Consider the following 24,407-nt stretch of genomic DNA (forward strand, 5'->3'; position numbering starts at 1 on the left):
AATCACTTTATCGTTTCGGCAGGAACGCGCGGCACCGTTCGTGAATAGCTCGTTAGATCCGGGATGCGGGTTTGCGCGTGACAACCGAGTGGGAGGCGCTCATCGTTGGATCCAGAAGACGGGTGCGGCACGAACTGCGTGAATCCGCATACCGGTACCGAGGTTCGGTGATGGGGTGTTTCGAGCACGTACTGCTTAAGTGGCTTTGCGCAATGTTTGCGGCGTGCGTCTTGCTGCTTTGGATGCCGGTGGCCGCTGCCGGTATCGTCGCTGAGGCGGTATCGGCGAGTCCTGGCGGTGGTCTGCCGGATGAGGGCCGGAATGTCGTTCAGGCTGGGCCGGAGGACTACCGGGCGGCGGTGGCTGCGCTGGGGCCCGGTGACTGGTTGCAGCTGGAGCCGGGGGACTATCCGCGTTCGCTGCGGTTACACGGAGTGCGCGGGACGCCGGAGCGGCCCATCGTGATCAGCGGGCCAGCGGAAGGTGAGCCGGCCGTGCTGCGCGGGCGCCGCGGGGAGAACACGATCAGCCTGGTGGATGCGGAACATCTGGTGATCCGGCATCTGACGCTGGATGGCGGCGGGGAACCGGTTGCGGGGGTGGTGGCGGAGGCGCGCGGTGACGGGGTGCATCACGTGACGCTGGAGCACCTGACCATCCGCCATTATGACCGTTCGCAGGGCAACACGGGGATCACGACGCGCGTGCCCGCCTGGGGATGGGTGATCCGGCACAACGAGATTCATGATGTGGGTACCGGGATGTATCTCGGGCAGCCGGATGGCACCAGCCCGTTTGTCGGTGGCGTGATCGAACACAATCATGTGCACCGCACTCTGGGGTACAACATCCAGATCAAGCACCAGACGGAAAGGGAGATGATTCCGGATCAGGACCCGGGCCCGCGCGAGACGCGGATTCGCTTCAATTTTCTGAACAAGGCAGAACGCGGGAGCGACGGGGCCCGGGCCCGCCCCAATCTGCTGGTGGGGCATTTCCCGCCCACCGGCCCGGGGTCTGAAGACCGCTATCGCATCGAAGGGAATCTGTTCTACCAGAACCCGCACGAGCGACTGTTCCAGGGCGAGGGCAACCTTCTGATCCACGACAACCTGTTCGTGAATGATGTCGGCGATGCGTTGCTGGTCCGCCCGCACAACCATGTGCCGCGGGAGATCCACGTTGTGAACAACACGGTCCTGGCGACCGGGTTCGGGATTCGGGTGGACGAGCCCGACCGGGCACACGAGCAGGTGGTGGCGGGCAACGCCGTGTTCGCCGGGCACCCGTTGCAGCTCTCAGGCGGTATCGCGGGAGCCGAAAATTTTACGGCCTCACGCGAAGCCGCGGCCCGTTACCTCGTGGCCCCGGATGCTGGGCTGGATGCCCTGGATCTCTACCCGCGCGCGGGCGGTTTGCAGGAACGTGGAGACAGCGTGAGTTCGCCCGCAATCGCGGGCGCGGATCGCGATTACAATGGCCGCCTGCGCGAACGACCGGTCTGGGGCGCCTATGCCGGTCCGCCGGGCCCCAATCCGGGGCGCGTGGAGGGGATCGGGCCGCGCGTGCCGGGTTGCGCGCCCTGCCAATAGGGAAACATGGATCCCATGTTTCCCTGAGCCGGACGCGGTCCAGGGACAGAACGGCCCCCGCCGGGGTGCCGCATGACGAAGAGCAACGAGAACGGACATCTTATGCATACGCTTCCCGCGCTGGATGAAGTCACCATTGGGGTCATCGGTCTTGGGTATGTCGGCCTGCCGCTGGCCGTCGAATTCGGCCATCACTGGTCCACCATCGGGTTCGACATCGACCCGGAACGGGTGCAACAGCTGCGGGCCGGGGTGGATCGCACGCGCGAGGTGGAGGCGGACAAGCTGGCGGCCACGCCGCATCTGGAATACACCTCGGACCTGGAGGCGATGCGGGCCTGCAACGTGTTCGTGGTGACGGTGCCGACCCCCATCGACCGGCACAAGCGCCCCGACCTCGGACCGCTGCTCGGGGCCAGCCAAAGTGTGGGGCGGGTGCTGAAGCCGGGGGACACGGTGATCTACGAGTCCACCGTGTATCCGGGCGCTACGGAGGAGGACTGCGTGCCGATCCTGGAGGCGGAGTCCGGCCTGGTGCACAACCAGGATTTCTTTACCGGCTACAGCCCCGAGCGCATCAACCCGGGTGACAAGGAGCACGGGGTGACCTCCATCATGAAGGTCACCTCGGGCTCCACGCCGGAGGTGGCCGACTTCGTCGACGCGCTGTACGCACGGGTGATCACCGCCGGTACGCACAAGGCCGAGAGCATCCGCGTGGCCGAGGCCGCCAAGGTGATCGAGAACACCCAGCGCGACGTGAACATCGCGCTGATCAACGAGCTGGCACTGCTGTTCGAGCGGCTGGGCCTGGATACGGAGGCGGTGCTGAAGGCGGCCGGGACCAAGTGGAACTTCCTGCCGTTCCGCCCCGGGCTGGTGGGCGGCCACTGCATCGGCGTGGACCCGTACTACCTGACGCACAAGGCGCAGGCGGTGGGGCACCACCCGGAGATGATCCTCGCCGGGCGCCGTGTGAACGACTCGATGGGCGCCCACATCGCGGACAACACGGTGCGGGCCCTGGTGCGCAAGGGCATCAACCCGGTGGGCGCGCGCATCCTGGTGATGGGGCTGACCTTCAAGGAAAACTGCCCCGATCTGCGTAACACCCGCGTGATCGACATTCACGCGACCCTGGCCGGCTACAACGCCGAGGTAACCGTCTTCGACCCCTGGGTGGACCCGACCGAGGCCGAACACGAATACGGCATCACCCCGGTGACCGAGACCCCGGCCCCGGGGCAGTTCGATGCGATCATTGTCGCGGTGCCGCACCGCGAGTTCCTGAAGATGGGGATCGAGGCGATCCGGGCGCTGGCACGCCCGGAGTCGGTGATCTTCGACGTGAAATCGGTCTTCCCGCGCGCGGCGACCGATCTGCGCCTTTAGCAGCTGGGCGGTTTCGCTTCGCGTCTCCCGGGATACCGGCGCGCAGCGCGGCTGGTGAACGGCACGCCCGCATAACGCCTGCGCTGTTCCCGGACGAGGGCAGGTTTAAAGTGGCGGGACGCCCTTCGTCCCGGGAGACGCCTAAGCATGCATCCCTCCGCGTTGTTGCCCCATGGTTTCCACCGTACAGCCTGACGGCGGCGGTGCTGCGCCCGCTGTGCGTCCATGGGCGGCGCGTGGCGGAATACATCCCTGGATCGGCGTTTCCCCCACCCTTCGATGAGCCCGCCGGCCGCCGCTGTGGAACCTCTGTCGCTGCGCACCTGTGCGCTCTGGGCCTGGCTGTCGCTGGGAGCGGCGATCTATTTGACGCTGCTGCCGTTCGAATTCGGCTCGGTTAGTCTGGAGCGTGCCTGGGAGATCTACCGCGGCATGAGCCTGACCGGCCCCGGGACCAGCGGCCGCCAGCAGTTTATGGCCAATGCCCTGATGTTCCTGCCGCTGGGCTTCTTCTGGACCGCGTGGCTGACCCATGGCCGCCGGAATCGGCTGACGGCCCTTGCGGTGTTCGCCTTCGTGGCGACCCTGGGGCTGGCCGTTACGGCGAGCGTGGAGTTCCTGCAGGTCTGGCTGCCTTATCGACACCCCGCGGGCGCCGACATTGCCGGTAATTTTTCCGGGGCCGTGGCCGGTTCGCTCGCCTGGCTGGCCCTGCGCGATCCGCTGGTGCGCTGGCGGCAGGTGCTGGAAGGCGCGGGCGCGCAGACCCTGACCGCCGGCCTGGTGGTCTATGCCGCGGTCTACGTGCTGATTGGCTTCGTCCCCTTTGACTTTGTACTGGCCGCGGACGAGTTGCGGGCCCGGTTGGCATCGGATGCCTGGGGCTGGTGGGTGGCGGCCGGCTCCTGCACTGGCGGCGTTCGCTGTATCAGCTGGCTGACGCTGGAGGTGGTGGTCAGCGTACCGGTGGGCTTGCTCCTGGCGCTGTGGCTGCAACGGCGCGGGGTGTCCCTGCTGGGGGCCGGGATCCCCCTGGCCCTGTTGCTGGCGGGCCTGCTGGAGCTGCTGAATCTGGCGACGCTGTCGGGGATTGCCGAAGGACGGTCCGTGCTGTTGCGGGCGCTGGGGATGGGGATCGGCCTCGTCCTGTTCCGACGCCTGCCTGCACATCCCCATGGCGTGATCCGCTCGCTGCAGCAGTTCGCCACGCCGTTGCTTGTGACGGGTACCGTTGCCTACGCCTTGCTGCTGGTCGCGCTCAACCACGGCTTCGGTGCGTTTCATGCCGACGGGGAGGCGGCCCGGGCTCAGTGGGCCGACCTGAACCTGTGGCCTTTCTATTACCACTACCACGTGGACGAGATCCACGCCCTGCGCAGTACCGCGCTGCACCTGGCCATGTACGCGCCCCTGGGGGTACTGGTCTGGCTCTGGCAGTTGCGTCATCCACTGCAACCGGCCGCGTTGAACCTGCTGGCGGTCGTCGCGGGGGGTGCGCTGGCACTGGCGGTCGAGGCCGCCAAGCTGTTCGTGGACGGTGCCCGCCCGGACCCGGCCAGCCTGGTCCTGGCCGGGCTGGCGGCCGGGTTCATGGCCGCCTCGCTGCAGTGGTTGGAACGCGCGAGCGTGGCGGGTGTCGCGCAACCGGCCGTCGCGTCGCGAGACGGGCCCCGCAATGCAGCCCCGGGACCGAGCGTTCCAGGCCCCGTCGAGGGTTCTCTGCAGCGGTTGCGCCAGGCCCTTGGGGGTCTCCTGGCTTTGGTGGCCGTGCTGGCGGCGATGACCTGGCCGGTGGCGCCGGTTGCGCTTGCCGCGGGGTTGCTGGCCTACGCCGTCTTGCTGGCCTGGCGTCCGCAGGCCTGGCTGGTCGTCATTCCGGTTCTGCTGGCCACGCTGGATCTCACGCTTTACCACGGGCGCCTGTTCGTCTCCGAGCTGGACCTGTTCCTGTTGATGACCCTGGCCGTGGCCCTGTGGCGGGGGCCCCATGCGCTGCATGTGGGCGCATCGCTGCTGCCGCGCGGGATCCGCTGGCCACTGGGGCTGCTGGTCGTCTCCACCCTGATCGGCCTGGCGCTGGCCCTGTGGCCGCCCGGAGGCTGGAATCCCGGCGCAGCGGTGCACTTTGCCCACGAATGGAATGCCCTGCGGGTGGCCAAGGGGCTGCTGTGGGCGGTGGTGCTGCTGGCGGTGTTGCGCGTTGCGCCCATTCCGGTCCGGGAGCAGGTGACACGCTGGTTTCTCCCGGGCGTGGCCCTGGCCCTGCTGGCACAGCTGGCCTTCGTGGTGCGCGAACGGATCACCTACCCCGGGCTGCTGGATTTCGACAGCGGCTACCGGCTCTCCGGCCTGTTCTCGGAGATGCAGGCCGGTGGCCCCAGTATCGAGAGCTTCCTGGTATTGGCCTTTCCGCTGGCCCTGGTCTGGTGCTGGCGGCAGCGTCCCGGCCTGATGCTCGCGGGCACCGCTGTGCTGGCGCTGGGGACGGCCTACGCGGTCGCAATGACCTATTCTCGCGGCGGCTACCTCGGTCTGGCGGTGGCCGTGGCCATCCTGCTGCTCGGAGTGGTACTGGCCACAGTGGCCGGGCGCGCGCGCCCGGGCCGCGGCGCGGTAGTGGGCGTGCTGCTGCCGCTGGTGGCGATAGCCGTGGTGGCGGGCACCACGCTGGGCGGTTTCGCCGAACAGCGTCTGGGCCAGATCGAGCGCGATTTCGGCACCCGTGCAGACCACTGGCGCGAGGCCCTGGAACTGCCCGGTGGCGGTTCTCTGGCCGCGCTGCTAGGGCGCGGGGTAGGCAGTTTCCCCGAGCACTACCGTACGGGCAACCGCGACGGACGCCTGCCCGCGAACCTCGCCTTCAGCCGCGAAGAGGGTGAGCCGCGCCTGCAGATCGGGGGTGGCGACTCGCTGTTCGTGAACCAACGCGTGCGTCTGCCCCGCGACGGTCAGTACACCGCGACCGTGCGGGTGGCCGGTGCCGAGGCCGCTGGCTTCCGGGTGTTTGTCTGCGAAAAGCCGATCCGGCATTCGTTTGCCTGTCGCAGTGAGGGGATGCGTCTGCAGGAGGGAGGGCGCGAGTCCTTCCAGTGGCGTTTCGATCTGGAGCCGATGGAGTCGCGCCGGTGGCCGTTCCAGCGCGGGCTCGTGCTGTCGCTGGCGGTCGATGCGCGGCAGCAGTCTGTCGTCGAATTTTACAGTGTGCAGATCCGCGATTCGGAGGGCCGTGAATATGTGGCCAATGCCGATTTCCGACAGCTGGGGCGGTACTGGTATTTCACGACGGATCACCTTCGCCCGTGGCGGGTCGAGAATCAGTGGCTGGAGATCTACTTCGACCAGGGCGGGCTCGGCCTGCTGGCCTTCGTCTGGCTCACCCTGGCAGCCCTCGTCCTGCTGCTGCGGCGTGGCCTGACGGGCGATCGGGTGGCGCTGGGGGCCGCCGCCGCACTTACGGGGGCCTTGGCTATCGGACTGTTCAGCACGCTGTTCTTCTCGCCACGAATCGCGCTGCTGTTTTACCTGACGCTGTTGCTGGGCGTGGCGTCGGCGCCGCTGCGAGCCGGTTTGGATGCTAACGCTGTTTCGGCGCGGGCCGGGCCTGGAGCCAGCTGAGCTGGCCGGTAACCCCCGGTGCTGGCTTTTCGCCAGACCGGGGGTTTTTCGTGTCGGCTCACGGTCGCGCAGACGGCATGGCCCGGGGCGGGTACCTGTCGGGAAATCCCGCTGCTACTCTCGTTTGACCGACCTTCCTTGGATCCCGGGAGATGAACAAGGCCTTCGAGGCGTTTGACGAGCATCTGCTCGAGCTGGCCCGGTTTGTTGAAGAAGCCGAGTCCATGGAGAAGGGGCTGCACCAGTTGACGGTGCTGGTGGGCCACGCCATGGACTGCCGGCATTGCTCGATCATGCTGGTCAAACAGGATCCCGAGACCGGCGAACCACGTCTCCGGGTCGAGGCGCACCAGGGGGTGCTTGTGCCGCAGGCCTACGGGGAGTCCCAGCGTTTCGGGACTGGCATCGCGGGACAGGTCGCCGCATCCGGCAAAGGACTCCTGATCAACGATCTCCACCATTCCGAATTTGCCGGCGACGCCCGCCGTTGCCACGAGGTGGAGGCGGTCGACGTGATCGCGGTGCCGGTGCTGCTCGATGGCGAAGTGATCGGCGTGATCAATATTGATTCCCCGCGTGATCAGCGGCGGCTGACGCAGGAGGATCTGCGCATGGCGTCGATCCTGGCGCTGGTGGTGGCCAAGTCCGTACTGGTCCATCGGCTGAAGGGGCTGCTGCGCACCAGTTTCACGCAAATGGCGCTGGCCCGTCAGCCGGGAGCGGCGACGGGGCCCATTACCCACGCACCGGAGCGCGTTGCCCGGTTGCTCGCGCGCACGCTGTACGACGAGATGAGCCGCGCCGGGTTTTCCCGCGATCATGTGCTGACGGCCGCGACCGAACTGATCGGCCAGGTGAGCGAGGGGCGGCAATGACGGCGAGGGTGCCATGAAGGACGCCGGATTCGAGCGCCGCTGGCGCCAGCGTTTCCTCGAACGCGGGGCGAGCCTGGAGGATGACGCCGGGATCGCCGGCTGGACGCCGACTGGCCTGAACAGCCGCGTGCGGCAGTTCGAGCGTCTCTGGCGGGACGCGGCCCATGCGCCCGGACGCTGGCTCGATATCGGCTGTGGCGCGGGTACCTACACGCGAATGCTGCATGCGCAGGGTCATGCGGTGTGGGGGCTGGACTACTCCAACCCGTCCCTGGCGAAGGCGAGGGATCGCAGCGATCCGGCGATCCCGTGGCTGGCGGCGGATATCCAGCATCTTCCGCTGCCGGAGGCCGCGTTCGACGGGGTACTCTGTTTTGGCGTAATGCAGGCGTTGTCGGAGCCTGCGCCGGCACTGGCCGAGATCCGGCGGGTCCTGCGTCCCGGTGGCGAGGCCTGGGTCGATGCGCTGAACCTGCGGTGTCTGCCCACGGCGCTTCGGGAGTGGCGGCGCCATCGCCGGGGCCGGCCGCCGCATTTGCGCTACGACGATCCCGCCGCCCTGCGTGCCACCGCCGAGGCCGAGGGTCTGGTGGCGCTGGAACTGGACTGGTTGCCGCTGGCACCCGGGCGTCTCGCGCGCCTGCAGCCACTGCTGGAGAACCGGGCCACCCGTGGCGTGCTGCAGACGGTGCCGGTCGCCGGGGCATGGCTGAGCCATTCGTTCATTCTGCGCTTGCGCAGGGCGTGATGCGCCAGTCGTCCGGCCCCTGTCGGGAAATTTTGCACTTGGCGGCGACGAGCTCCCTTGCGAACTCGAGGTCTGGTGAGGCGGCCCTCGATATCAGTGAGTTACCCGTTATTCGATGGAGTGGCATTGCGCTTGCTAACTCTTGGTAGAAAGCGTCTGATTGCAGTGTGCCCCGAAATTCCCCCGGTGCGGGTGGAGGCGGGTGCCCTGGCGCGAACGGCGTGACGCCGGGGACGGACCTGGAGCAGGCAAGAATGAGCGACGAACACGATCAGAACCACAGCCATGGCCCGGAGGGCGAGGATCCGTCCGGCAGCCCCGTGGATCGGGACGAGGCTTCAGCCGGCCCGCGCAGCCGGACCCGCCGCCGTCTGACCACCGCCGGCCTGGGTGGCGCGATGCTGGTGTCCCTCCCCGCCAAGTCGGTCTGGGGTGCGCAGGGCCAGTGCTCGCTGTCGGGCAATATCTTCTCCGCCAACGTCTCCAATATCGACCACGAGTGCACCGAGGGCGATGGCTGCACGCCGGGCTTCTGGAAGAACAACTGGTTCGCCTGGGACTGCACCGGCTACTCCCCGGGGACCTGCCACGAGACCAATCCCCCGGGTAGTCAGTGCCGCCGCTTCGATGCGACGGTGCATCCCGGTGGCGCGACCTCCTTCGAGTCGGTGTTCGGCTACAAGCCGGAGTGTCTGAGTGGCTCGCCGTCGCTGATGGAGGTGCTCCAGTCCAGTGGCGTGTGCAGTGGCTCGCTGGACTGGCATGCGGTGGGCGCGGTCCTGAACGCGGCCTGCACCTCGATCGACTTTGGTGCCTCGGTGGACGAAGTGATCAAGGCCTATTCCATGGCCCGTGATGACGCGGACAAGTACACGGCCGTGAAGAACGTCTTCGTCTACATGAACGAGCGCTTCTGCCCGATCAACAGCCAGGGCGACTGCGAGGATGGCTACTCGCGCAACGAACTGGGCGTATGCGTAGAGGTGCGGACCACCACGTCCAACCAGAAGGGCAATCGCTGACCTGCGGGGCGCTGCCCCGGGTACGGCTGGCCGTACGGTAAACGAGGCGCACTTGTCCGTTCCCGAAGAACCCCTCGAACTGATTTCGCTGCCGGTCGCTCACGTGCGGGCGTGGGGCGAATCCGTGGTCGTTTATGATCAGCGCTGTGGCGAGACACACGTGCTGCAACCGCCCCTCACCGAGCTCTTCCAGGCCCTGCAAGAGGGGCCGATGACGCCGACGGCCCTGTTCGAGTACCTTGAACAGCGTTACGAAGCCGCCGAGGGGGAGCTGGAGGATGCGATGCAGGCCGGCCTGAGTCAGTTGCGGGAGCATCACCTGATCTGTGATCCGGCGGACTCGCGGGACGCGTGACAGCCCCAGAAGACCTGCGCGCGGGGCTGCGCGGCGCCGGGGTGGCCCTCCAGGTGGGCCCGTTCGTGGTCCGGCTGCGTTCGCGGCTGGACCGGGTCGAACGCGCGCTGGCCCTGTTCTACGACCGGCAGTTGCTGCCGCCGGAACAGGCGGCGTTTGCCGATTTTCACATCACGCTCGCACGGGCCTCCGGCCTGCACTGGCTCTGGCGCCCGCAGGCGCGATTCTTCCTCGACGGTCGATCACCGTTTCGCCCCCTCCCGCTGGCCCACGCCTACCCGCTGTTCGAGTGGGGACTGAACTGGTGCATTGCCCAGCACGCCCACGACTTCCTGATGATCCACGCGGCGGTGCTGGAACGTAACGGTCGGGCGCTGGTGATGCCGGGCGAGCCGGGGGCGGGGAAGAGCACGCTGACCGCCGCGCTGACCCTGTCCGGCTGGCGCCTGCTGTCGGACGAATTCGCCCTGCTTTCCCTGACGGACGGGCAGCTGGTGGCCCTGCCGCGCCCGGTCAGCCTGAAGAATGCAGCCATTGACCTGATCCGCGAGCGCTACCCGCAGGCGGTCATCGGGCCCGCCTCGCATGACACCAGCAAGGGGACCGTGGCGCATCTGAGACCGCCGGATGCGAGTATTCAGAAGATGCACGACCCGGCGCGACCGGCCTGGCTGGTCTTCCCGCGTTTTGCCGCGGGGGGCCGTGACCACCTTGCGCCGCTGGACCGGGCCGTGGCCCTGCAGCGGCTGGTCGGGTCGTCGTTCAACTACAGCGTGGTGGGGGCCGCGGGCTTCGAGGCCGCGGCCGACCTGATCGAGCAGAGTGCGTGCCTCGAGCTCGAGTACGCGGATCTGGATGCCACCCTGGGGCTGCTGAACGACCTGACCGCGGGGGGCGCGTGACATCCTCCGTGCTGACGCAACTGCTCGCGGTCCTGGGCACTCCGGAGTCGGCCGGGAGGCTTTCGCTGGCGGACTGGGACCTGCTGGTGCGGGTGGCGCGGGTGGCCTCCCTGGAAGGGCGGCTGCATGCATTGATCGAGGAGGCCGGGACACTGCCCGAGGTGCCACCGGCGCCGCGACGGCACCTGCACGCGGCCCGGGTCCTGGCGGACCGTCAGCACGCCATGGTCCGCTGGGAGGTGGCGCGGATCCACGAGGCCCTGGCGCCCGAGGCGATCCCGGTGATGCTGCTCAAGGGCGCTGCCTATGTCATGGCGGGCTTGCCCTGCGCCCCGGGGCGTCAGTTCTCCGATGTCGACATCCTCGTCCCGCAGGCGCGGATTGAGCAGGCGGAGCAGCACCTGTTTGTCCAGGGTTGGGTCTGCGAGGGCTACGATGCCTATGACCAGCGGTACTACCGCCAGTGGATGCACGAACTGCCGCCGCTCACGCATATCCAGCGCAAGAGCGTGCTGGACGTGCACCACACCATCCTGCCGCCGACCGCGCGGCTGCATCCCGACCCGGATCTTCTGTGGCAGGCGGCGCTGCCGCTCGACGACTATCCGGGTGTGTATATCCCGGCTCCGGTGGACATGGTCCTGCACAGCGCGACGCACCTGTTCCACGACGGCGAGCTGGAGAACGGGCTGCGGGACCTGGCCGATCTGGATGCGCTGCTGCGGTACTTTGTGGCCGAGGATCCGGGTTTCTGGGAGCGGCTGACGGCGCGCGCCTTCGAGATGGATCTGGCACGCCCGCTCTTCTACGCCCTGCGCTATGGCCGCGAATTCCTGCAGACCCCCGTGCCCGATTCGGCCTTCGCGGCCCTGGCCCGCGCGCGCCCGTCGGCGCCTCTGCGTGGGCTGATGGACGGGCTGTTCCGTCGCGGCCTGATACCCCATCACTGGAGCTGCGATGGCGTCGGGTCCGGCGCCGCGCGCTGGCTGTTGTACGTGCGTTCCCATTACCTGCGCATGCCGCTCCACCTGCTCCTGCCTCATCTGGTGCGCAAGGCGGTCAAGGACCAGCGCAAGGGGAAGCGGGAACGGCCCGAACCCTGAGGGAGACGCTGATTGAATCGCACGTCCGCGCTCGAGTCGCTTTTGCGTGCGAACAAGGCGCGGTGACTGCGGTGCAGTCATTCTGCACAAGGGAACCGCAACGCCGTTCCCGCGCCCGTTTTTGATCAACAACGGGCGGCCGAGCCCCGACTTTCACTAGCTTGTGGGGTTGGCACCCCAAGTTCCCCGATCCTGCGTTGCGCCGCTTGCGGGTAGAACCACTACCCGCTGCACGACGCGCCTTGTCTCGGAACGCTTTGTCTCGAAGAACCGGGGGCACCAACGCGGACGTGCGATTCAATCAGCGTCTCCCTGAGGTCCGCGCGCTCCCGAACCCGCAGCTCGACCGCCGCCCGTCTACCCGACCAGCGGGCCCTTACGCGGTGGCTGGGTCTCCATCCAGGCCCAGAGTGGCGAGGGGTGCCAGGAGCAGCTCGGCGCGAAACAGGACGCGTGGGCCGGCCACCAGGCCGAGGCAGCGGTAGCGCTGCTGTGCCATCCCGGAGCCGGCCAGGCCGCGATCCGAGGTGTCCACGTGTTCGGCCGGGCTCACCAGCATATGCAGGGCATCGGCGCTGCGCAGGGCGCGCGCCAGACGCTGGTCGACGCTGATGTGATGCGCGGTATAGATCATGGGGTCGCGATAGAAATCGTGGCCATCGGCATGGGCCTTCTCCAGCAGCGCGCAGGAGATCAGGGATGCCGGAAACATGTCGGGAAAGTTGACCCGGTCCTCCAGCTCGTCGAAGTAGTCCGCCTGGCGCACGAGCGAACCCGACAGCAGATTCTTCGCGTTGCTGTTGGTCATGAACTTGCGCTTGTGGAACCACCCGTTGTCCGGCAGTTCGCGGCGGTCCTCGAGCCGGTCGAGGTCGAACCCCGCGGGCAGGGGCAGTGCCGCGTCCGGCAGCGCGCGGGGGGTGGCCGTGTCGCGCACGTGTCCCAGCAGCACCAGACCGCCGGATGTGCGCATCGCGATGCGGTTCGACAGTTGCGGCCGTCCCGCCTCGTCCATGCGCCGGTTCGTGGGCTTGACCACGGTGGTCAGGGCCTCGTCCGGGCGCAGGGCCCCGGCAAAGGTGAACTGGTAGTTCCGGAATGGCCGTTCGCGGATGTTCTCGCTGTCGCCCTCCGCCTGGCGTACCTGCGTGATCAGGGCCTCGGCGAGGCATTCCAGTTGAAAGCCCAGCACAATCGGGCCGCCAAACGGGTTGCCGCGGATCCGCATCCACTTGTCGCCGTCATGGAACGGATTGAAGTCATCGGTGGCGTTGCGCGCCACGTCGATGTGGATCTGACGAAAGACGCGGGGGGCGTCGAGAGGGGGCGCGGCCATGGGCGTGCGTTCTACCGGGCAGGGCCTGCCGTGACGTGTGCGGGCGTCGATGGGTTACTCCCGGGCGTTTGCCAGCAGCGGACGAATCCGGTCCGCTGGCACCGCGTAGCTGATCCCGCTGGGGTGGCCGACCGCCGCTTCGCGTCCGCCCTGGACGAAGACCTGATTGATCACGCCGACGACTTCGCCGCTGTCGATCCGGTAGACGGGGCTCCCGCTGTTGCCGGGGTAGGCGGTGGCATCCAGCTGAAACACCATGGGTGCGCCGGCCCGCAGTTGCCGGATGCGCGCCTCGCTCAGTTCGCTCGAGCGCCGGGCGGTGATCGCCATGGGGGTGCGCGCCGCCACGCTCGCGCGATGGGTCGCGGGATAGGTGCCCAGGACCATGCCGATCGGGAAGCCGGTAAAGGCCAGTTGTTCGCCTTCCCGCACGGCATCGGAGGATCCCAGCTGCAGGGGTGGCAGCGGGGGCCCGGCAATCCGCAGCAGGGCCAGGTCGTCGTCCGCCGAATGGGCCACCAGTTCCGCACTGTGGATGGAGGTGTCACGGCCTTCGCCGCTGACCACCACGAGCTGTTCGCGGTTCTCGTGATCCAGGGACGTCGGGATCACATGGTGATTGGTGACGATCAGACTACCGTCGCCAACCGCAAAGCCGGTGGCGAGGTAATGGGCCCGGGGGCTGCGCGCGGGCTGGTGGGTGGCGATGCTGACCACCGAGGGTTTGACGCGCTCGATGGTGTCGGGCAGCGCATCGGCCGCGGCCGGGGGCTGGACGACCAGAAGGGCCAGAAGACTGGCCGCGGCCAGGGCCTTCAGCGTCCGCCATTTGCGCGGGCGGGTGCATGGCGCAGAGGCCGGTGACAAGAGGCCGGATCGCGTGCTCGTCGTATTGTTCATGGGCCACCCCCGCCGGTTGATGGTCCAAGTCTAGGCCAGGCGTCTCCGATCGTGGTGGCAGTGCGTTAGGTGACGCGGGTAGTGGCCGGCGGAGGCGTTAAGCCGAATGTTCAGTTGAAGACGATGGTCTTGTTGCCGTGGGTGAGGACGCGGCCTTCGAGGTGGTAGCGCAGGCCGCGGGCGAGGACCCATCGTTCGACGTCGCGGCCCTTGCGGATCAGGTCCTGCACGCCGTCGTCATGGCGGATGCGGGTGACGTCCTGTTCGATGATCGGGCCGGCGTCGAGGTCCTCGGTGACGTAGTGGCAGGTCGCACCGATCAGCTTAACGCCGCGGGCGAAGGCCTGGTGGTAGGGCCGTGCGCCGATGAACGACGGCAGGAAGCTGTGGTGGATGTTCAGGATGCGTTCGGGGTATTCGTCGCACAGCGCGGGCGGCAGGATCTGCATGTAGCGCGCCAGTACGATGGCGTCGGGCGCGAGTTCGGCGAGTCGCGCCTGCAGGGTAGCGAAGGCGGTCTCGCGGTCCTCGCGCGGCACGGGGATGTGCTCGAACGGGATGCCGTAGCACCGGGCCAGCGGCTCCAGGTCACGATGGTTGGAGAGGATCGCCGGGATCTCCATCGGCAGTTCGCCGTTGCTCCAGCGGGCCAGCAGGTCGCTGAGGCAGTGCGGCTCGCGCGAGACCATCAGGACCACACGTGGTCGCGTTTCGGCGCCCGCCAGCCACCAGTCCATGCCGAGATCGAGGGCCAGCTCGTCCAGGCGTTCGCGCAGGGCGGGCTCGGCATCGACGGGCAGCGAGAATACCCAGCGCATGAAGAACCAGCCGGCCTCGGCATCGGTGTGCTGGGCCGCTTCGGTGATCCAGCCATCGGTGTTGGCGATCGCGTTGGCGATGCGCGCGACGATCCCGTGCTGATCCGGGCAGCGAATACTCAGCCGAAAACGCGGTCGATCATCCATGTCGTTTGGAGTCCTGAATCAGGTCACGGGCGGTTAACAGGAAGTCGGGAAGACAGGAAGGATTTTTTTGAGTGCGGCACCCCTGACGTTCGGGGATATGCCAGCAACGGCGGGTGTGTCCGGCGCGCCCCAATCCAATTTTCTTCAAATCTTCTTGTCTTCCTGTAGATCGTCCTGTCAGGCGGATTCGCGGCGCAGGCCGGAGGGGATGGAGAAGGTGATGGTCTCTTCGCGGCCGGACAGTTCGGAGATGGTGTCGACGCCGTGCCCGCGCAGGAAGTCGAGCACCTCGTTGACCAGGACCTCCGGGGCCGAGGCGCCGGCGGTGACGCCGATGCGGCTCTTGCCCTCCAGCCAGGCGGGGTCGATGTCGGCGGCACCGTCCACCAGGTAGGAGGCTACGCCCATGCGGGCGCCGATCTCGCTCAGGCGGTTGGAGTTCGAGCTGTTCTTCGAGCCGACCACCAGCAGCAGGTCGCACTGCTTCGCCAGGTCCTTCACCGCATCCTGACGGTTCTGGGTGGCGTAGCAGATGTCCATCTTGCGCGGGCCCTCGATCTTCGGGAAGCGCGCGGTAAGGGCATCGATGATGCCGGCGGTGTCGTCCATCGACAGCGTGGTCTGGGAGACGAAGGCCAGACGGTCCGGGTTCGCAACCTCCAGATTCTCGACGTCCGCGATGGTCTCGACCAGCATCATGCAGCCGCCCCGGGAGTCGTCGAACTGGCCCATGGTGCCCTCGACCTCGGGGTGCCCGGCGTGGCCGATCAGTACGACCTCGCGACCCTCGCGGGCGTAGCGCGCCACCTCCAGATGGACCTTGGTGACCAGCGGGCAGGTGGCATCGAACACGGTCAGGCCGCGATCCTCGGCCTCCTGCTGCACGCGGCGCGGCACGCCGTGCGCGGAGAAGATCACCACCTGGCCGTCGGGCACTTCGCTCAGTTCCTCGACGAAGCGCACGCCCGCATCCGTCAGGCGGCCGACCACGTGGCGGTTGTGCACCACCTCGTGGCGCACGTACAGCGGCTCGCCGTAGATCTCCAGGGCGCGTTCCACGATCTCGATGGCGCGTTCCACCCCGGCGCAGAAACCGCGCGGATTGGCGAGCTGGGCCTGGATACTCATGGTGTTCTCCTGCGGTCGGTCGCGACCTATTGTGGCTCCCGTACGGATACCACATCCACCTCGAAGGTGAAGTGTTGCCCCGCCAGCGGGTGGTTGAAATCCACCGTCACGGTGTCGTCCTCCACCGCTTCGATGCGGCCGGGCACGGCCTCGCCGGAGGGGCTGTTGAACTCGTAGATGTAGTCCACTTCCAGCGGCAGGTCATCCGGGAACTGCGAGCGCGGCATGCGTTGCACCGCCGCCTGATCCCGGAACGGGAACATGACGCCGGCCTCGATCGCAAATTCCCGGTGGTCGCCGGCCTCCAGCCCGACCAGCAGATCCTCCAGGCCGGGCAGGATCTCGCCGGAGCCGATCTCCAGGGTAATGGGTTCGTCGCCGGTCCCGTCCACTACAAAGCCGTTTTCGAGGATCAGGCGATAGTGCATCTCGATGTGCGCGCCCTTGGTGGCCGTGGTCATGCGTGCTCCCGTGTTCAGTGCTTGTCTTCGGAATGGCTGTGGTCACCCTCGATGAAGGTCGCCACGATCAGCGTGATCGCCCCCACCACGATGGCCATGTCCGCCACGTTGAAGGCCGGCCAGTGATAGCCCGCCCAGTGAAAGTCGAGAAAATCCACCACCGCGCCATAGCGCACGCGGTCGATCAGGTTGCCCACGGCCCCGCCCAGTACCAGGCCCAGGGCCGTCACCGACCACCACGCCCGGCGCGGCAGGCGGGCCAGCCAGCCGATGATCAGCAGCCCGATCACCACGGCGATGCCGGTCAGCAGCCAGCGGCCCCAGTCCCCGGCGCCGGCCAGGAAGCTGAAGGCCGCACCGGGGTTGTAGACCAGCGACAGATTGAAGAAGCTCGTCACCTCGACCGGGGCGAACAGCGTCAGCGCGTGTTCCGCCCAGATCTTGGTGACCTGGTCCGCGACCACGATCGCGGCCGCGATCAGCAGCCCCGGGCCCAGACCGGAACCCCGCAGTTGCATCAGGCGAAGTGCCGGGTCTCGCCCGGGCCTTCCACGTTGCTGACGCAGCGCCCGCACAGTTCCGGGTGCTGCGCGTGCTCGCCGACATCCGGACGGCGGTGCCAGCAGCGCACGCACTTCGGCTGTTCGCTCTTGTGCACGACCACGCCCAGCGCCGTGCCGTCCGTCAGTTCGGCGGTATGCGCGCCTTCCGGGGCGGCGCTCTCGGCCAGGCGGGCCTCCGAGGTGATCAGGACGAAGCGCAGTTCGTCGCCCAGGCGCTCCAGCAGCGTGCGCGCCGCGGAGTCGGCCGGCAGATGCAGGTCGATCTCGGCGTTCAGCGAGGCGCCGATGCCCTGCTCGTTGCGGGCGAGTTCCAGCGCGCGGGCGACATGGGTGCGGACCTCCAGGATGTGGTCCCAGTCACCGTCGGAGAACGACGCGTCCTCCGGCAGCGGGGCCAGTCCCTCGTACCAGGTGGCGAACAGCACGCTGTCCGGCCGCTCGCCGGGCAGCAGCTCCCAGATCTCCTCGGCGGTGAAGGTCAGGATCGGGGCCACCCAGCGGGTCAGGGCCTCGGACACGTGGTACAGCGCGGTCTGCGCCGAGCGACGGGCGTGCGAGTCGGCCTGCGTGGTGTACTGGCGATCCTTGATCACGTCCAGGTAGAAGCTGCCCAGCTCCACCGAGCAGAAGTTGTGCACGCGCTGATAGATCTGGTGGAACAGGTAGTCGTCGTAGGCCTTCGTCACCTGGCCCTGCACCTGCAGCGCGCGGGCGACGATCCAGCGATCCAGCGGCAGCAGCTCGTCCAGCGGCAGGGCGTGCTCGGCCGGCTCGAAGCCGTTCAGGTTGCCCAGCAGGAAGCGCGTGGTGTTGCGGATGCGGCGGTAGGCATCGGCGGTGCGGTCGAGGATGTCCTTGGAGATCGCCATCTCGCCGGAGAAGTCGGTGGCCGCGACCCACAGGCGCAGGATATCCGCGCCCAGGGTGGAGACGACCTCCTGCGGCGCGACCACGTTGCCGCGCGACTTGGACATCTTCTCGCCCTTCTCGTCCACGGTGAAGCCGTGGGTCAGCACCGCCTTGTACGGCGCCGCGCCGCGCATGGCCACGCTGGTCAGCAGGCTGGACTGGAACCAGCCGCGGTGCTGGTCGGAGCCTTCCAGGAACAGGTCCACCGGCAGTCCGCCCAGTTCCGGGCGCTTCTCCACCACCGTGGAGTGCAGCACGCCGGAGTCGAACCAGACGTCGAGGGTGTCGTTCAGCTTCACGTAGTCGTCGGCCTTGTCGCCCAGCAACTCCTTCGGATCCAGCTGGAACCACGCCTCGATGCCGTCCTGCTCGATGCGCTGCGCGACTGCCTCGACCAACTCCGCGGTGTGCGGGTGCAGGCGGTTGGTTTCCTTGTGCACGAAGAACGGGATCGGCACGCCCCAGTTACGCTGGCGCGAGATGCACCAGTCCGGACGGTTGACCACCATGCCGTGGATGCGGGCCTGGCCCCAGCTCGGCATCCACCGGGTGTCGGCGATCGCCTTGAGCGCATCCGCGCGCAGCTCGGCGCGGTCCATGCTGATGAACCACTGCGGGGTTGCGCGGAAGATGATCGGCGTCTTGTGGCGCCAGCAGTGCGGATAGCTGTGCTCGAACTTCACCGCCACGATCAGCGCGCCGTGTTCCTTCAGTACGTCGATCACATGGCCGTTGGCCTGGTGCACGTTCTCGCCGGCGAAATGCGGGGTGTCCGGCAGGAAGCGCCCGTCCGGGCCCACCGGGTTTTCCACCGGCAGGCTGTACTGCAACCCGACCGCGTAGTCCTCCTGGCCGTGGCCGGGGGCGGTGTGCACCGCGCCGGTACCGGTCTCGGTGGTCACGTGGTCGCCCAGGATCAGCGGGACTTCGCGGTCCAGGAACGGGTGGCGCAGCATCAGGCCTTCCAGCGCCTGGCCCTTGGCGCGGGCGACGATCCGGCCCTCGCCCAGCGAATAGCGGGCCAGGCAGTCCTCGACCAGGTCCTCCGCCAGCAGGATGCGCTCGTGCTCCAGCTCCACCAGGGCGTAGTCCAGCTCCGGGTGCAGGGCGACCGCCTGGTTGGCCGGCAGGGTCCACGGCGTGGTGGTCCAGATGACCACGCTGATCGGGCCGCGCGAGCCGTCGATGCCGTCGAAGCGGCGCAGGAAGTCGATGTCGTCGACCACGCGGAAGCGCACGTCGATCGCCTGCGAGATCTTGTCCTCGTACTCGACCTCGGCCTCGGCCAGGGCCGAGCCGCAGTCCACGCACCAGTGCACCGGCTTCTCGCCCATCTGCACGTGGCCGCGCTTGAAGATCGTGCCCAGCGCGCGAACGGTATCGGCCTCCACCTGGTAGTTCATGGTCAGGTAGGGGTGGTCCCAGTCGCCCAGTACGCCCAGGCGCTGGAAGTCCGCGCTCTGGCCGTCCACCTGCTCCTGGGCGTATTCGCGGCAGGCCTTGCGGAAGGTCGCGGCGTCCACGTCGCGCCCGGCCTTGCCCAGGTTCTGTTCCACCTTCAGCTCGATCGGCAGGCCGTGGCAGTCCCAGCCCGGCACGTAGGGCGCATCAAAGCCCGCCAGCGTGCGGCTCTTCACGATCACGTCCTTGAGGATCTTGTTGACCGCGTGGCCGACATGGATCGAGCCGTTGGCGTAGGGCGGGCCGTCGGCGAGCACGAAGCGCGGCCGCCCGGAACAGTGCTCGCGCAGGCGCTGGTAGCGGTCCTCGGCCTTCCAGGCCTCCAGCCATTCGGGCTCCCGCGTCGCCAGGCCGGCGCGCATGGGGAAGGCCGTCTCGGGCAGGTTGAGGGTGTCCTTGTAGGGATTCGGCGGTGCCGGTTTGCGTGCCATGAGCGAGTTCCGGATCGGCCCTGCGGGCCGGTTTCAGTCGAGTTCGGAAAGTTGCATGCGGGCCGTTTCGACGTCGCGCGCGATCTGTGCGCGCAGCGCCTCCAGGCCCTCGAAGCGTTGTTCGCCGCGCACCTGCGCGACCGGCTCGAAGCACACGGCCTCGCCGTACAGGTCGGGCTGGCCCTCGAGCACGTGGGCCTCCAGGCGCTGTTCGGTGCCGTCCACGGTCGGGCGCCAGCCGATATTGGCGACCGCCGGCAGGGCCTCGCCGGAGGCGCGTCGCAGCCAGCCGGAGTACACCCCGCGCAGCGCCAGCGGCCAGGGCCCCAGGCGCAGGTTTGCGGTGGGGAAACCGATGGTCCGGCCGCGCTTGTCGCCATGTGCCACCCGGCCGTGCAGGCGGTAGGGGCGGCCCAGCAGTTCCGTCACCCGGGCGAAGTCCCCGGCGACCGCCGCGGCGCGCACCCGCGTGCTGCTGATACGGCCCTCGGCATCGCGCACCGTCGGGGTGGATTCCACGGTAAAGCCCAGGCTTCGGCCAGCGCTCTGCAGGGCGGCCTGGTCCCCCTCGCGCCCGCGGCCGAAGCGGAAGTCGTCGCCGACCAGCACATGCCGGGCACCCAGCCGCCGGTAGAGGACCTCCTCCATGAAGGCATCGGCCGAAAGCCCGGCCAGGTGTGCGTCGAAGCGCAGGATCCAGGCAGCGTCCAGGGCGCTGTCGCTCAGGGTCACCAGGCGGTCGCGCAGCCGCTGCAGGCGCCCGGGCGGAGCCGGGGCCTGGGTCCGCGCGCCGAAGTACTCGCCCGGCAGCGGTTCGAAGGTCATCAGGAGCGCCGGCGCCTGGTGATCCTGCGCCGCCTCGAGCAGGCGCCCCAGAACAGCCTGATGGCCACGATGCAGACCATCAAAGTTGCCAATGGTCACCACCGCGCCGTGCAGGCCGGCCGCCTCGAACGCCTTGCTGTCGGCCGGCCCCAGGCCGCGTATCAGCCGCATTGCCCCGATCCCGCGCAAAACCGCGAGTATAACCCGCCGTGGCCATCCCGGACATCATTGATCCGCGTGATCCGCGGACTCGCGCAGCAGCAGGTGGTGCGGCCGCAGCCCGGCCAGCCACAGCGTGGCGGCCAGCGTCGCGGTTCCGGCGAGGATCAGGCCGGCCAGTGCCAGCAGGCGCGTATCGATAGACCACTCGGTCCACTGGCTGAACTCGGGGGAGAGCCAGACCAGCACGCCGATCATCGCGGCCAGGCCCAGCGGCAGCCCCAGGCGCAGCCGGCGCAGGCCGGGTCCCGGCTGGTAGATGCCCTCGCGGATCAGCCCGCGGTAGAGCAGCCCGGCGTTGATGTAGGCCGAGGCCGCGGTGGCCAGCGCGAGCCCGGCGTGCGCCCCCGGGGTGCCGGAGAGATACCACGGCAGGACAAAGGCGCCGTTCAGCACCATGTTCCAGAGCATGGCGATGATCGCGATCTTGACTGGAGTCTTCGTGTCCTGGCGGGCGAAGAAGCCGGGCGCCAGCACCTTGATCAGGATGAACCCGGGCAGGCCCAGGGCGTAGGCCGCCAGCGCCATCGCGGTCATGTAGGTATCGAACTGGGTGAAGGCCTGATACTGGATCAGCGTGGCGAGGATCGGGACCGCCAGCGCGACCAGCCCGACCATGGAGGGCAGCGCCACCAGCATCGCCAGGCGCAGCGCCCAGTCCAGGGTGCGGTTGAAGGCCGCCGGGTCCGCCAGGTTGTACTGCCGCGCCAGGCGCGGGAGGATCACCGTGCCAATCGCGATGCCGAACAGGGCCAGGGGCAGTTCCACGAAGCGGTCGCCGAAGTACAGCCAGGAAATCGAGCCGGCGACCAGGAACGACGCGATCAGGGTGTCCACGAGCAGGTTGATCTGGACCACCGAGGTCCCGAGGATTGCTGGCAGCATCAGCTTGACGATGCGGCGCACCCCCTCGTGGGCGCGCCGGAAGCGCGGCCGCGGCAGCAGGCCGGCACGCAACAGGAACGGGATCTGGAAGGCGAGCTGCAACGCCCCGGCGATGAATACGCCCCAGGCCAGGGCCATGATCGGTTCCTCGAACATCGGCGCTAGCCAGAGCGCCGCGCCGATCAGCGCGAGGTTCAGGAATACCGGAGTGAAGGCCGGCACCGCGAAGCGCCCGATGCTGTTGAGGATGCCGGCCGCCATCGCGGTCAGCGAGATGAACAGCAGGTACGGGAAGGTGATCCGCAGCATGGTGGCGGCCAGATCCTCGCGCCCGGCCTCCTGGGTGCCCAGGCCCGGGGCGAATACCCAGATCAGCGCCGGTGCCGCCAGGACCCCAATCAGGGTCACCGCGGTCACCACGGTCATCAGGGTGCCGGCGGTGTGATCCAGCAGATCGCGCAGGGCTTCGCGCCCGCGCTTCTCGCGAAACTCCGCGAACACCGGCACGAAGGCCTGGTTGAAGGCGCCCTCGGCGAACAGCCGGCGCAGGAAGTTGGGGATGCGAAAGGCGACGAAGAAGGCGTCGGTCGCGGGGCCGGCGCCGAAGGTGACCGCCAGCACCATGTCGCGCAGATAGCCCATGATCCGGGAGATCATGGTCATGCCACTGACAACGGCGGTGGAGCGGAACAGGCGGTTCATCGCGTGCGGGCGGCCGACGGGAAAGCCCCGCAGTGTACTTGAATCACCCGCGCCGGACCGCCGCCTTCGCCACGAAGCCCGCGACGAAAGACCAGGTGAAAAGCGATTTCACCACGAAGGGCACGAAGGCACGAAGAAGGTCAAGGTCAAGGGCGCTTGCACCACGGAGGGCACAGAGGACACGGAGAGAAAGAGGGTTCGTTTGGTAGGGGCGTGGATGAGCGCAGCGAATCGCATCAATCCCAACGGACGGCCCAGCGTCGATGCGTTTCGCATCGTTCATCGCATCCTGCCGCTTCCGAGCCGGTATCCACCTCAAGTCTTTGCAGCTTTCTCCGTGGTCTCTGTGTGCTCTGTGGTGAAAATGCCTTTGCCCTTCTTCGTGCCTTCGTGTGCTTCGTGGTGAATACAGGTGGTGAGATCAGAATGCCGGGCACGAAAAAGGCCGCCCGGAGGCGGCCTTCTTGGACGGTCCAGTGAAGGAGCCGTCAGCCATGGGAGTGGCGCCTTAGATGGCGGTCACTTCGCCGGCGGCGAGGCCCTTGGCGGTTTCCTGGATCTCAAAGGAGACCTTCTGGCCTTCGGCCAGGGTCTTGAAACCCGAACCGTTGATCGCGGAGAAATGGACGAACACGTCCTTGCCGCCATCATCGGGGGTGATGAAACCGAAACCCTTGCTCTCGTTGAACCACTTCACAACACCAGTATTCACAACTTGTAACCTCTTCATGTAACTAACAAATGTGTTCGCGGCATGCTGCCAACAGATCAACGGGAGCACTGGTTCAGAAACTAGAAACTTCCTAGTGTTGCCGCTCAACCACGAATCACGTCTCCGACTATACGCCGCATCCCCGGCGAAATCCAACGCCCCTCCATGAACTTTTTTTGGCGCTGCAGCGCCGATTTTCCGCACGCCGGTGGGGCAGCCGCGGCTCCACGAGGCAGGGCCAGGTCAAAAGCGGATTGACCACGAAGCTCACGAAGGCACGAAGAAGGGCAAAGGCATTTTCACCACAGAGAGCACGGAGGACACGGAGAAAGGCGGGGGCGGTTTTGTAGCGGGTGGGATGCAGATGGGCGCAGCGAAACGCATCGATCCCGTGGAGCGGCCCGCCCCCGATGCGTTTCGCTGCGCTCAACACCTCCTGCCCCCTGGGGAATCTGTCGCTTTCCTCCGTGTCCTCCGTGGCCTCTGTGGTGCGATTGCCCTTGACCTTGCCCTTCTTCGTGCCTTCGTGAGCTTCGTGGTGACAAAAAGGGGCGACAGATCAGAGCTGGCGGATGTCGACGAAGCTGCCGCGGGTGGTCTGGTGCAGGCGGGGCAGGGCGTCGAGGATGGCGCGGGCGGCGTCCTCGGGGTTGGGCATGTCGCGGGTGCCGCGCGCGGCCTTCAGGCGCTGGAGGACCGGAAAGCTCTCGCGGTCGGCCTCGTCGCACAGGTAGTCCTGCATCGCAGTATCCACCAGGCCCGGGGCGAAGGCGTTGATCGCCGTCTCTTCCGGGAATTCGTGGGCGTAGAGCTGCATCATCATGTTCAGCGCCGCCTTGGAGAGCGAGTAGCCGCTCCAGCCGGCATGTCCGGAGACCGAGGCGCCGGAGGAGATGGCGATGATCTGGCCAACCCGCACGCGGTGCTTCAGCAGCGCGTCGAGGATCACCTTGTTGGCGAAGGTGTTCACGTCCATCAGCAGGCGCAGCTCGTCCATCGGCGCGTCCTGCATGCGCTGCATGTGGCCCAGCAGTCCCGCGTTGAGCACCACCAGGTCCAGCGAGTCCACGCCCTGCAGCAGGCGTTCCATCGCGGCCCCGGTGGCGGTGAAGTCGCCGAGGTCCACCCGCTCGTCGCCGCTGACCCCGGCCTCGGGGCAGCCGCGACGGCTCATGCCGTAGACCCTCGCGCCCTGTTCCAGCAGTACCCGGGTCAGCCCCAGGCCCAGCCCGCTGGAGTTGCCGGTCACGAGCGCCGAACCAAAACGGCCGTCCTGCATATCGCTCTCCTTCGAGATTCCGAATGT

General features: G+C 67.7%; 20 protein-coding genes. 9 read left to right on the plus strand and 11 right to left on the minus strand.

Annotated elements, in window-relative coordinates; all coding sequences use genetic code 11:
* The first annotated feature begins 461 nt into the window (after nucleotides 1-461).
* From F793_RS0101190 to F793_RS0101230, 9 genes are all read left to right on the plus strand, one after another.
* Nucleotides 462-1,592, plus strand: coding sequence for a hypothetical protein (locus F793_RS0101190; protein WP_018881888.1), 1,131 nt, complete (start codon nucleotides 462-464; stop codon nucleotides 1,590-1,592).
* A 102-nt stretch (nucleotides 1,593-1,694) separates the two neighbouring features.
* Nucleotides 1,695-2,984 (plus strand): Vi polysaccharide biosynthesis UDP-N-acetylglucosamine C-6 dehydrogenase TviB, encoded by a 1,290-nt coding sequence (tviB, locus tag F793_RS0101195; protein ID WP_018881887.1) that lies wholly within the window; start codon nucleotides 1,695-1,697, stop codon nucleotides 2,982-2,984.
* Between the two features lie 279 nt (nucleotides 2,985-3,263).
* Nucleotides 3,264-6,599, plus strand: coding sequence for a VanZ family protein (locus F793_RS0101200; protein WP_018881886.1), 3,336 nt, complete (start codon nucleotides 3,264-3,266; stop codon nucleotides 6,597-6,599).
* A 152-nt stretch (nucleotides 6,600-6,751) separates the two neighbouring features.
* The gene (locus tag F793_RS0101205) at nucleotides 6,752-7,474 is read left to right on the plus strand and encodes a GAF domain-containing protein (RefSeq protein WP_018881885.1); all 723 of its coding nucleotides are present in this window, start codon (nucleotides 6,752-6,754) and stop codon (nucleotides 7,472-7,474) included.
* A 13-nt stretch (nucleotides 7,475-7,487) separates the two neighbouring features.
* Complete coding sequence (locus F793_RS0101210) at nucleotides 7,488-8,222, plus strand: bifunctional 2-polyprenyl-6-hydroxyphenol methylase/3-demethylubiquinol 3-O-methyltransferase UbiG (protein ID WP_018866644.1); 735 nt, start codon at nucleotides 7,488-7,490, stop codon at nucleotides 8,220-8,222.
* Nucleotides 8,223-8,476: 254 nt separating this feature from the next.
* Nucleotides 8,477-9,244 carry a hypothetical protein gene (locus F793_RS0101215; RefSeq protein WP_018881884.1) on the plus strand — a complete coding sequence of 256 codons (768 nt, stop codon included), beginning with the start codon at nucleotides 8,477-8,479 and terminating at the stop codon, nucleotides 9,242-9,244.
* 52 nt (nucleotides 9,245-9,296) lie between these two features.
* A complete protein-coding gene (locus tag F793_RS0101220) occupies nucleotides 9,297-9,599 on the plus strand; it encodes an HPr-rel-A system PqqD family peptide chaperone (RefSeq protein WP_018878430.1) in 303 nt (100 codons plus the stop codon).
* Complete coding sequence (locus tag F793_RS0101225) at nucleotides 9,596-10,501, plus strand: HprK-related kinase A (RefSeq protein ID WP_018876662.1); 906 nt, start codon at nucleotides 9,596-9,598, stop codon at nucleotides 10,499-10,501. Before F793_RS0101220 ends, F793_RS0101225 begins: the two co-directional genes overlap by 4 nt.
* The gene (locus F793_RS0101230) at nucleotides 10,498-11,604 is read left to right on the plus strand and encodes a nucleotidyltransferase family protein (RefSeq protein WP_018878431.1); all 1,107 of its coding nucleotides are present in this window, start codon (nucleotides 10,498-10,500) and stop codon (nucleotides 11,602-11,604) included. The genes F793_RS0101225 and F793_RS0101230 overlap by 4 nt, the downstream gene beginning before the upstream one ends.
* 376 nt (nucleotides 11,605-11,980) lie before the next feature.
* On the opposite strand, the gene F793_RS0101235 is transcribed toward F793_RS0101230, so the two are convergent.
* The 11 genes from F793_RS0101235 to F793_RS0101285 form a co-directional block, all read right to left on the minus strand.
* Nucleotides 11,981-12,940, minus strand: coding sequence for a hypothetical protein (locus tag F793_RS0101235; RefSeq protein ID WP_018881882.1), 960 nt, complete (start codon nucleotides 12,938-12,940; stop codon nucleotides 11,981-11,983).
* A gap of 54 nt (nucleotides 12,941-12,994) precedes the next feature.
* The gene (locus tag F793_RS0101240; RefSeq protein WP_038028714.1) at nucleotides 12,995-13,840 is read right to left on the minus strand and encodes a S1C family serine protease; all 846 of its coding nucleotides are present in this window, start codon (nucleotides 13,838-13,840) and stop codon (nucleotides 12,995-12,997) included.
* 110 nt (nucleotides 13,841-13,950) lie between these two features.
* The gene (gene purU, locus F793_RS0101245; RefSeq protein WP_018876658.1) at nucleotides 13,951-14,805 is read right to left on the minus strand and encodes a formyltetrahydrofolate deformylase; all 855 of its coding nucleotides are present in this window, start codon (nucleotides 14,803-14,805) and stop codon (nucleotides 13,951-13,953) included.
* Between the two features lie 177 nt (nucleotides 14,806-14,982).
* On the minus strand, nucleotides 14,983-15,933 hold the full coding sequence (gene ispH, locus F793_RS0101250) for a 4-hydroxy-3-methylbut-2-enyl diphosphate reductase (RefSeq protein WP_018881881.1): 951 nt from the start codon (nucleotides 15,931-15,933) through the stop codon (nucleotides 14,983-14,985).
* A 26-nt stretch (nucleotides 15,934-15,959) separates the two neighbouring features.
* Nucleotides 15,960-16,394: a peptidylprolyl isomerase gene (locus F793_RS0101255; RefSeq protein ID WP_018876657.1), complete on the minus strand. Its 435-nt coding sequence runs from the start codon at nucleotides 16,392-16,394 to the stop codon at nucleotides 15,960-15,962.
* Between the two features lie 14 nt (nucleotides 16,395-16,408).
* On the minus strand, nucleotides 16,409-16,912 hold the full coding sequence (lspA, locus tag F793_RS0101260; RefSeq protein ID WP_018876656.1) for a signal peptidase II: 504 nt from the start codon (nucleotides 16,910-16,912) through the stop codon (nucleotides 16,409-16,411).
* A complete protein-coding gene (ileS, locus tag F793_RS0101265; protein WP_018881880.1) occupies nucleotides 16,912-19,758 on the minus strand; it encodes an isoleucine--tRNA ligase in 2,847 nt (948 codons plus the stop codon). Before ileS ends, lspA begins: the two co-directional genes overlap by 1 nt.
* A gap of 33 nt (nucleotides 19,759-19,791) precedes the next feature.
* On the minus strand, nucleotides 19,792-20,754 hold the full coding sequence (gene ribF, locus F793_RS0101270; protein WP_018881879.1) for a bifunctional riboflavin kinase/FAD synthetase: 963 nt from the start codon (nucleotides 20,752-20,754) through the stop codon (nucleotides 19,792-19,794).
* Nucleotides 20,755-20,808: 54 nt separating this feature from the next.
* Nucleotides 20,809-22,389 (minus strand): murein biosynthesis integral membrane protein MurJ, encoded by a 1,581-nt coding sequence (gene murJ / locus F793_RS0101275; RefSeq protein ID WP_018881878.1) that lies wholly within the window; start codon nucleotides 22,387-22,389, stop codon nucleotides 20,809-20,811.
* Nucleotides 22,390-22,897: 508 nt separating this feature from the next.
* Complete coding sequence (locus tag F793_RS0101280; RefSeq protein ID WP_018873518.1) at nucleotides 22,898-23,101, minus strand: cold-shock protein; 204 nt, start codon at nucleotides 23,099-23,101, stop codon at nucleotides 22,898-22,900.
* Between the two features lie 559 nt (nucleotides 23,102-23,660).
* Nucleotides 23,661-24,380: an SDR family NAD(P)-dependent oxidoreductase gene (locus tag F793_RS0101285; protein WP_018881877.1), complete on the minus strand. Its 720-nt coding sequence runs from the start codon at nucleotides 24,378-24,380 to the stop codon at nucleotides 23,661-23,663.
* Nucleotides 24,381-24,407: the final 27 nt, after the last annotated feature.

This window comes from Thioalkalivibrio sp. ALE22 (assembly GCF_000381445.1).
GTDB lineage: Bacteria > Pseudomonadota > Gammaproteobacteria > Ectothiorhodospirales > Ectothiorhodospiraceae > Thioalkalivibrio.

What these genes read in the sequence shown, in the direction of transcription:
- tviB (WP_018881887.1), top strand. Translation starts at nt 1,695, where the DNA reads ATGCATACGCTTCCCGCGCTGGATGAAGTCACCATTGGGGTCATCGGT.
- F793_RS0101200 (WP_018881886.1), top strand. Translation starts at nt 3,264, where the DNA reads ATGAGCCCGCCGGCCGCCGCTGTGGAACCTCTGTCGCTGCGCACCTGT.
- F793_RS0101205 (WP_018881885.1), top strand. Translation starts at nt 6,752, where the DNA reads ATGAACAAGGCCTTCGAGGCGTTTGACGAGCATCTGCTCGAGCTGGCC.
- F793_RS0101210 (WP_018866644.1), top strand. Translation starts at nt 7,488, where the DNA reads ATGAAGGACGCCGGATTCGAGCGCCGCTGGCGCCAGCGTTTCCTCGAA.
- F793_RS0101215 (WP_018881884.1), top strand. Translation starts at nt 8,477, where the DNA reads ATGAGCGACGAACACGATCAGAACCACAGCCATGGCCCGGAGGGCGAG.
- F793_RS0101235 (WP_018881882.1), bottom strand. Translation starts at nt 12,940, where the DNA reads ATGGCCGCGCCCCCTCTCGACGCCCCCCGCGTCTTTCGTCAGATCCAC.
- F793_RS0101240 (WP_038028714.1), bottom strand. Translation starts at nt 13,840, where the DNA reads ATGAACAATACGACGAGCACGCGATCCGGCCTCTTGTCACCGGCCTCT.
- purU (WP_018876658.1), bottom strand. Translation starts at nt 14,805, where the DNA reads ATGGATGATCGACCGCGTTTTCGGCTGAGTATTCGCTGCCCGGATCAG.
- ispH (WP_018881881.1), bottom strand. Translation starts at nt 15,933, where the DNA reads ATGAGTATCCAGGCCCAGCTCGCCAATCCGCGCGGTTTCTGCGCCGGG.
- F793_RS0101255 (WP_018876657.1), bottom strand. Translation starts at nt 16,394, where the DNA reads ATGACCACGGCCACCAAGGGCGCGCACATCGAGATGCACTATCGCCTG.
- lspA (WP_018876656.1), bottom strand. Translation starts at nt 16,912, where the DNA reads ATGCAACTGCGGGGTTCCGGTCTGGGCCCGGGGCTGCTGATCGCGGCC.
- ileS (WP_018881880.1), bottom strand. Translation starts at nt 19,758, where the DNA reads ATGGCACGCAAACCGGCACCGCCGAATCCCTACAAGGACACCCTCAAC.
- ribF (WP_018881879.1), bottom strand. Translation starts at nt 20,754, where the DNA reads ATGCGGCTGATACGCGGCCTGGGGCCGGCCGACAGCAAGGCGTTCGAG.
- murJ (WP_018881878.1), bottom strand. Translation starts at nt 22,389, where the DNA reads ATGAACCGCCTGTTCCGCTCCACCGCCGTTGTCAGTGGCATGACCATG.
- F793_RS0101285 (WP_018881877.1), bottom strand. Translation starts at nt 24,380, where the DNA reads ATGCAGGACGGCCGTTTTGGTTCGGCGCTCGTGACCGGCAACTCCAGC.